This window comes from Brenneria roseae subsp. roseae (genome assembly GCF_003115845.1).
Taxonomy (GTDB): Bacteria; Pseudomonadota; Gammaproteobacteria; order Enterobacterales; family Enterobacteriaceae; genus Brenneria; species Brenneria roseae.
The window spans coordinates 23,875-30,966 of the sequence record NZ_KZ819043.1 but is presented as its reverse complement, the minus strand read 5'-3'; the positions used below and the strand labels follow the sequence as shown (position 1 = coordinate 30,966).

7 protein-coding genes are annotated in these 7,092 nt (G+C 51.0%); 2 read left to right on the top strand and 5 right to left on the bottom strand.

All coding sequences use genetic code 11. The features are described from left to right. Positions 1-503: 503 nt before the first annotated feature. On the top strand, positions 504-2,093 hold the full coding sequence (purH, locus tag DDT52_RS20210; protein WP_136157936.1) for a bifunctional phosphoribosylaminoimidazolecarboxamide formyltransferase/IMP cyclohydrolase: 1,590 nt from the start codon (positions 504-506) through the stop codon (positions 2,091-2,093). An 18-nt stretch (positions 2,094-2,111) separates the two neighbouring features. Continuing rightward, entirely contained in the window at positions 2,112-3,398 is a 1,287-nt protein-coding gene (gene purD, locus DDT52_RS20205) for a phosphoribosylamine--glycine ligase (RefSeq protein ID WP_136157935.1), read from the top strand. Positions 3,399-3,477: 79 nt separating this feature from the next. On the opposite strand, the gene DDT52_RS20200 is transcribed toward purD, so the two are convergent. The 5 genes from DDT52_RS20200 to hemE form a co-directional block, all read right to left on the bottom strand. Continuing rightward, entirely contained in the window at positions 3,478-4,179 is a 702-nt protein-coding gene (locus DDT52_RS20200) for a DUF1481 domain-containing protein (protein ID WP_136157934.1), read from the bottom strand. Positions 4,180-4,183: 4 nt separating this feature from the next. Next, positions 4,184-4,456: a nucleoid-associated protein HU-alpha gene (gene hupA / locus DDT52_RS20195; protein ID WP_109491429.1), complete on the bottom strand. Its 273-nt coding sequence runs from the start codon at positions 4,454-4,456 to the stop codon at positions 4,184-4,186. A 187-nt stretch (positions 4,457-4,643) separates the two neighbouring features. Further along, entirely contained in the window at positions 4,644-5,234 is a 591-nt protein-coding gene (locus tag DDT52_RS20190) for a YjaG family protein (protein WP_109491428.1), read from the bottom strand. A 78-nt stretch (positions 5,235-5,312) separates the two neighbouring features. After that, complete coding sequence (nfi, locus tag DDT52_RS20185; RefSeq protein WP_136157933.1) at positions 5,313-5,990, bottom strand: deoxyribonuclease V; 678 nt, start codon at positions 5,988-5,990, stop codon at positions 5,313-5,315. Positions 5,991-6,005: 15 nt separating this feature from the next. Further along, the gene (gene hemE / locus DDT52_RS20180; protein ID WP_136157932.1) at positions 6,006-7,070 is read right to left on the bottom strand and encodes a uroporphyrinogen decarboxylase; all 1,065 of its coding nucleotides are present in this window, start codon (positions 7,068-7,070) and stop codon (positions 6,006-6,008) included. Positions 7,071-7,092 lie beyond the last annotated feature (22 nt).

Below are 7,092 nucleotides of genomic sequence, written 5' to 3'. Positions count from 1 at the left end.
TTTTTATATCATCAAGATACGGTCTTGTGAGTGCCCACACAGATTGTCTGATTAAATTGTTAAAGAGCGTTGCCACATTAACCTGTGGCGCGGGCCGCATAGTCTATGCTTTTCCGCTGTGAAGTCAAGTGATTGATGCCTGACTTCCGACTGTCATCGCAACCGCATAAGCCGCCGTTGCCGTGTCAGTGGAGGCGCATTATAGGGACTTCTCCGCTGTCCGCAATAGGTATTTTGCATAAAAATAACTGTTTGCTGCATTCCACAGCAAAATCCTGCTTTATACCCTCTTTTGCACAAACTTATCCACAGGATGGATTCTAATTAAAATTAGACGAGCATCACGCAAACGTTTTCGCTACAATTCTACCGCCTCAAAATACGACCTTTTTTGTGAACGCTAACTGAATTTTTTCTTTATCTCGCAAAATCGCTTTGAAGAAGAAGACGATATTCACGTAACGTTCTTTAATGACTACCCAAATCCAAGGGATAAAATCATCATGCAACAACGTCGTCCTATCCGCCGCGCTCTGCTCAGCGTTTCTGACAAAGCAGGTATTGTCGAATTTGCTCAGGCTCTGTCCCAACGTGGCGTCGAGCTTCTTTCTACCGGAGGCACAGCGCGTTTGCTGGCCGATGCGGGTTTGCCGGTAACAGAGGTATCAGACTACACCGGATTCCCGGAAATGATGGATGGACGAGTCAAAACCCTGCACCCGAAGGTTCATGGTGGCATTCTGGGCCGTCGCGGTCAGGATGATGCCATCATGACGCAGCACGACATCAAACCGATTGATATGGTCGTCGTGAACCTTTATCCCTTTGCCCAGACGGTAGCCCGTGAAAACTGTACGCTGGAAGACGCCATCGAGAATATCGATATCGGTGGTCCAACCATGGTTCGTTCCGCTGCCAAAAACCATAAAGATGTCGCTATCGTAGTCAAAAGCAGCGATTACACCGCCATCATTAATGAAATCGACGCCAACGACGGTTCTCTGACTTATGAAACCCGTTTTGATCTGGCTATCAAAGCGTTCGAGCACACGGCGGCTTACGACAGCATGATCGCAAACTATTTCGGTGCGCTGGTTCCCGCCTATCATGGTGAGACAAATAAACCGTCGGGTCATTTCCCTCGTACACTGAATCTGAATTACATCAAGAAGCAAGATATGCGCTATGGCGAGAACAGCCATCAGCAGGCGGCCTTCTATATAGAGGAGAATGTGACTGAAGCATCCGTCGCAACGTCTCAGCAGTTACAGGGCAAAGCGCTGTCTTACAATAATATCGCGGACACTGACGCCGCGTTGGAATGTGTGAAAGAGTTTACTGATGCAGCCTGCGTAATTGTGAAACATGCCAACCCGTGCGGCGTTGCGACAGGCGGTTCTATCCTTGATGCTTACGAACGCGCTTATAAAACCGATCCAACTTCAGCTTTTGGTGGCATCATCGCGTTTAATCGCGAACTGGATGAAGAAACCGCACAAGCCATCATCAGCCGCCAGTTTGTAGAAGTGATTATCGCCCCTTCTGTCAGTGAAGCCGCCTTAAAAGTGACAGCCGCCAAGCAAAACGTCCGTGTCCTTACCTGCGGTGAATGGCAACAACGTATTCCTGGCCTGGATTTCAAACGTGTCAACGGTGGGCTGCTGGTACAGGATCGCGATCTGGGTATGGTTGATGCCTCTCAGCTACGTGTTGTGACTGAACGTCAGCCCAGCGAGCAAGAATTACGCGATGCACTGTTCTGTTGGAAAGTGGCCAAGTTCGTCAAATCCAATGCGATTGTCTACGCCCGTGACAATATGACCATCGGCATAGGCGCAGGACAAATGAGCCGCGTTTACTCTGCGAAGATCGCCGGTATCAAAGCTGGCGATGAAGGTCTGGAAGTCAAAGGTTCCGCGATGGCATCCGATGCTTTCTTCCCGTTCCGCGATGGCATTGATGCAGCGGCTGCGGTCGGTATTACCTGCGTTATCCAACCAGGTGGTTCCATTCGTGACGATGAGGTTATTGCCGCCGCTAACGAACACGGCATAGCGATGATCTTTACCGACATGCGCCATTTCCGCCATTAATTCCGGAGCAGACTTGATATGAACATATTAATTATTGGTAATGGTGGACGTGAACATGCGCTTGCCTGGAAAGCCGCACAGTCTCCGCTGGCAGATAAAGTTTATGTCGCGCCAGGCAACGCCGGCACCGCACTGGAGCCGTCACTGATTAATGTCGACATTTCCGCGACCGATATCCCCGCGCTGCTCACTTTTGCGCAAGCAAACGATATTGGTTTAACCATTGTCGGCCCGGAAGCCCCTCTGGTTATTGGCGTAGTCGATGCATTTCGTGATGCTGGTCTGAAAATTTTTGGCCCGACTCAGGCTGCCGCCCAGTTAGAGGGTTCAAAAGCCTTTACCAAGGATTTCCTCGCCCGTCATAAAATCCCGACGGCCGAATATCAGAACTTTACCGAAGTCGAGCCGGCTTTGGCCTACGTGCGTGCCAAAGGTGCGCCTATCGTGATCAAAGCGGATGGTTTGGCTGCCGGGAAAGGCGTCATTGTTGCGATGACACAACAAGAAGCTGAAAATGCGATTCAGGATATGCTGGCTGGCAACGCGTTTGGTGATGCGGGCCATCGTATCGTAGTGGAAGAATTTCTGGACGGTGAAGAAGCCAGTTTTATCGTGATGGTTGATGGTGAAAACGTACTGCCGATGGCCACCAGTCAGGATCATAAGCGAGTGGGCGATAAAGATACCGGCCCGAACACGGGTGGTATGGGCGCTTATTCTCCCGCACCGGTGGTGACGGATGATGTTCATCAACGCGTAATGGATCAGGTGATTTGGCCAACGGTCAAAGGTATGGCGGCAGAAGGCAATGTCTATACCGGCTTCCTGTATGCTGGCCTGATGATTTCCGCTGATGGGCAGCCCAAGGTCATTGAATTTAACTGCCGTTTTGGCGATCCGGAAACACAGCCCATTATGTTGCGTATGCGTTCAGATCTGGTAGAGCTGTGTCTGGCAGCCTGTGCTGGCAAGCTGGATGAGAAAGACTCGGTCTGGGACGATCGTCCGTCGTTAGGCGTAGTGCTGGCGGCAGGCGGATACCCTGGCGATTACAACACGGGCAATGTCATTTCCGGACTGCCGCAGCAGGATGCAGAAGACGGAAAAGTCTTCCATGCGGGCACCAGGTTAAACGATAAGGATGTTGTGACGAATGGCGGGCGTGTTCTGTGCGTGACAGCATTGGGTGATACCGTTGCCGCAGCACAAAAACGGGCATACGAACTGGCGGCCGGGATTCAATGGCAAGGAAGTTTTTGCCGGAAAGACATTGGCTATCGCGCCATTGAGCGGGAACAAGCCTGATAAACGACAAGCCCGGAGAAATCCGGGTTTTTTTATGCCTCAGACAGACATAAAATCCATCAGCAGCCGTAGCGATACGTTATGACTTTTCTATTGCCGATTCCCACTGACAAAAGTTATCTTCCGCCATCAGCAGCAGTTGAACACCTTCCGGGCCTTCCAGCCAGGCAATATTCAGCGGGCCATGCGCGTGCTGGTTTCGCTGGGCGATCCATTCACGTGAAGATCTGTCAAAACTGGGGCGGACGCTTTTTCCATCACAGGTAATGACTTGTCCATCTTGCCATTTACCCTGTCTCAGAAGAACCTTACCTGCCCGCAGGACATCACTGAGTTCCAGTATTCGTTTTGCATCAAACTGATACAACGCAATCTCATCATCAGCGATCAGTTCACGCCGCTCTGCCAATTGACGCTGCATAAAACTCACGGTTCCCTCTTCCGTAAACCGTATACGTATTTCATCTTTCTGCGTTCCCAGACGGGTTTTCTGGATTTCCCGTACCTTGTCCTGCTGGTACGAATAACGCGTAATAACGGTATCGTCTTCCTGAAGCGGACGGTAAACCGTCATCAGGGAGGTCGTGCCATGTTGAGAGTCATCTTTACGCCACAGACGCACAACGCCGCGATCGGCGATATAGCCACTGGCAAACGTCGAAGGTGGAGCGGTGTGACTGCTACAGGCAATAGTCACGATGATTATCGCGCCAAACCACAGCGGGCGTAACAAAAGCAAAAGGGGCGCAACCGCCCCTCTGCTTAAACTCTTAACCGACATGATCTTACTTAACAGCGTCTTTCAGAGCCTTGCCTGCAACAAATGCTGGCACGTTGGCAGCAGCAATTTTGATTTCTTTACCAGTTTGCGGGTTGCGGCCAGTGCGCTCATTACGATGGTTGACTTTAAATGTACCAAAACCAACTAATTGTACTGCATCACCTTCTTTCAGAGACTCGGTAATTGCTGCCAGAGTTGATTCCAATGCCACTTTCGCTTGTGCTTTTGACAAATCAGCTTTGTCTGCAATTACATCAATCAGTTGAGTCTTATTCATAAGTTATCCTTACAGTGTGTTTATCGCTTGCTAAGCATCGAGTGCGACGGATATGCAATAATAGCACTCTCCTGCATACACGCACCGACAGCCACTTTTTTTACGCCCCCCAAATGTAGACCAGACAGGGTGCGGATGTGAAGCCTTAAGACACGCCATTTCAGGCCTTAAATCACGTTTTATTGCGTTATTGGTGTAAATTTATCCCAATATTACTGCTTCCCGCCTCACGCAGATCGGAACGAAGCCCTTTAATCAACTCGATATCACGTTCTTCGCAGGCAGCCAACAGGCGGAAAATTTCCCACTGAATATCCCATTCATCTTCAATGGCCGGCAATCCATTCAGTTCTTCATCCGTCATCTCTTTGCCCGCCTGCGTCATTTCAAGCATGGCAACGGTACGGATTGACGCTTCACTGATAGCAACGGCATGCTCCAGCGTCTCACCGCTTAAACGGGAATGGATCAGTTCACCCAGCGCAATACAGGCGTCAATGGCCGGGTAAACGCCATAAATAGTAAAGTCATCGGATGCCGGAATCGCTTCTTCCAGCTTTTCCAACTGGCTATCAAAATTAATCTTTGCATCTTTTACTACCAACGTTTCCCAAACGAGATCGAGAATACGGCGGTAAATCATCGCATCACCGAATGCTGTCTGACGGCAGAACTCGTGATAATTGGGGTACATACGCTCGCAAAGACATGCCATAAACGTGACATGCTGCCAGCTTCCCAGCTTTTCCAAACGCAAATGAATGGGGTTACGTAACATTTTTATGCTCATTAACGGCTATGGGCGGCAGTGTACCTGAAATTACCGCTACGCCCTATTCCTGAATTCCTAAAATTTCTATCGCAGATTGTGTTGTTGCCAACGCTGAAACGCGGGACGATTAGAGGCCACCGCATCCGCCCAGCGCGTCGGTTCAGGTAAGCGATAACCTCGCATACAACGTTTGACCCACTGTAGCGCACTGTCCATGCCAACCCGATGTCCCGTCGCCACAAATAGCGGATTACAGCGTACTTTGCTGCGCCATACCCAGCCAATCTGTTCGCCTTTATCCAACAGCGGCTGCTGACTGCCGATATCATCCGGCAACGGGTCAAAATGCCCGCACAGCCGGCTTTTGGCCACGCCAATCGTCGGCACGTTAACCAACAATCCGAAATGGCTGGCGACGCCCAGACGACGCGGATGGGAAATCCCGTGTCCATCGACAAAAATCAAATCCGGTTTCTGCTCCAATTTATCCCAGACAGCCAACAATCCCGGACACTCGCGAAAAGAGAGAAAACCGGGAATATACGGCATCGTCGTACCGATACGCGCGATTTTGTACTCCACCAGTTCCAGAGAGGGATATCGCATAATCGCAATAGCCGCTCGGGTCACGGTACCTTCCTGCTCAAACCCGACATCCGCCCCCGCGATCAACGCAGGCTGCTCAAACGGCAAATCGTCATGACGAATCACCTCTGAGGCGCGAGCCAACTGTTCGGCTTTTAGCTGTTGAGTATCAATCACCTTATCTCCTTTGATTTACTGATGGTAAGCGCGAGATAACGCGTGTACCGCGTCAACAAAGGCTCCGGCATGCTCGGGCGGTACATCCTGATGAATACCGTGTCCCAGATTGAATACATGCCCGCTACCGTGACCAAACCCCGCAAGAACCGATGCCACTTCTTGTTCGATTCTGGCTGGCGGCGCATACAGTACGGACGGATCCATATTGCCCTGTATCGCGACCTTATCGCCTATCCGACGCCGGGCATCGGCAATGTCACTCGTCCAGTCCAGCCCAATGGCGTCACAACCGGTTTCCGCGATGGCTTCCAGCCATTGCCCGCCGCCTTTGGTAAACAGGGTGACAGGCACGCGACGACCTTCATTTTCACGCTGTAATCCATCGACGATCTTGTGCATGTAGCGCAGGGAAAATTCCCGATAATCACGACCGCTCAACGCGCCGCCCCAGGTGTCAAAAACCATCACCGCTTGCGCGCCCGCCTGGATTTGGGCATTCAGATAAAGAATGACGCTGTCGGCCAGCTTATCCAGCAACAAATGCAGCGTTTGCGGTTCCGCAAACAGCATTTTTTTAATAATGGTAAAGGCTTTACTGCTGCCGCCTTCAACCATATAGGTCGCCAGCGTCCAGGGACTGCCAGAAAAACCTATCAGCGGCACCGCTCCCGCAAGGTTGCTGCGAATAGTGCGTACTGCATTCATCACATAGCCCAGTTCCTGTTCCGGATCGGGTATCGGTAATTTGACGACATCGGCATGGCTGACGATAGGGGACTGAAAACGAGGGCCCTCTCCCGCTTCAAAATAGAGGCCAAGGCCCATGGCATCCGGAATAGTCAGAATGTCTGAAAACAAAATGGCCGCATCAAGGGGATAACGCCGTAAGGGTTGTAACGTGACTTCACAGGCCAGCTCCGCATTTTTACACAGCGACATAAAATCGCCGGCCTGCGCGCGCGTTGCTTTGTACTCCGGCAGATATCGCCCCGCCTGACGCATCATCCAAACTGGCGTCACATCAACAGGCTGGCGCAGCAACGCCCGCAAATAGCGATCGTTTTTCAGATCAGTCATGTCATTTTCCTTTAGGCATTAT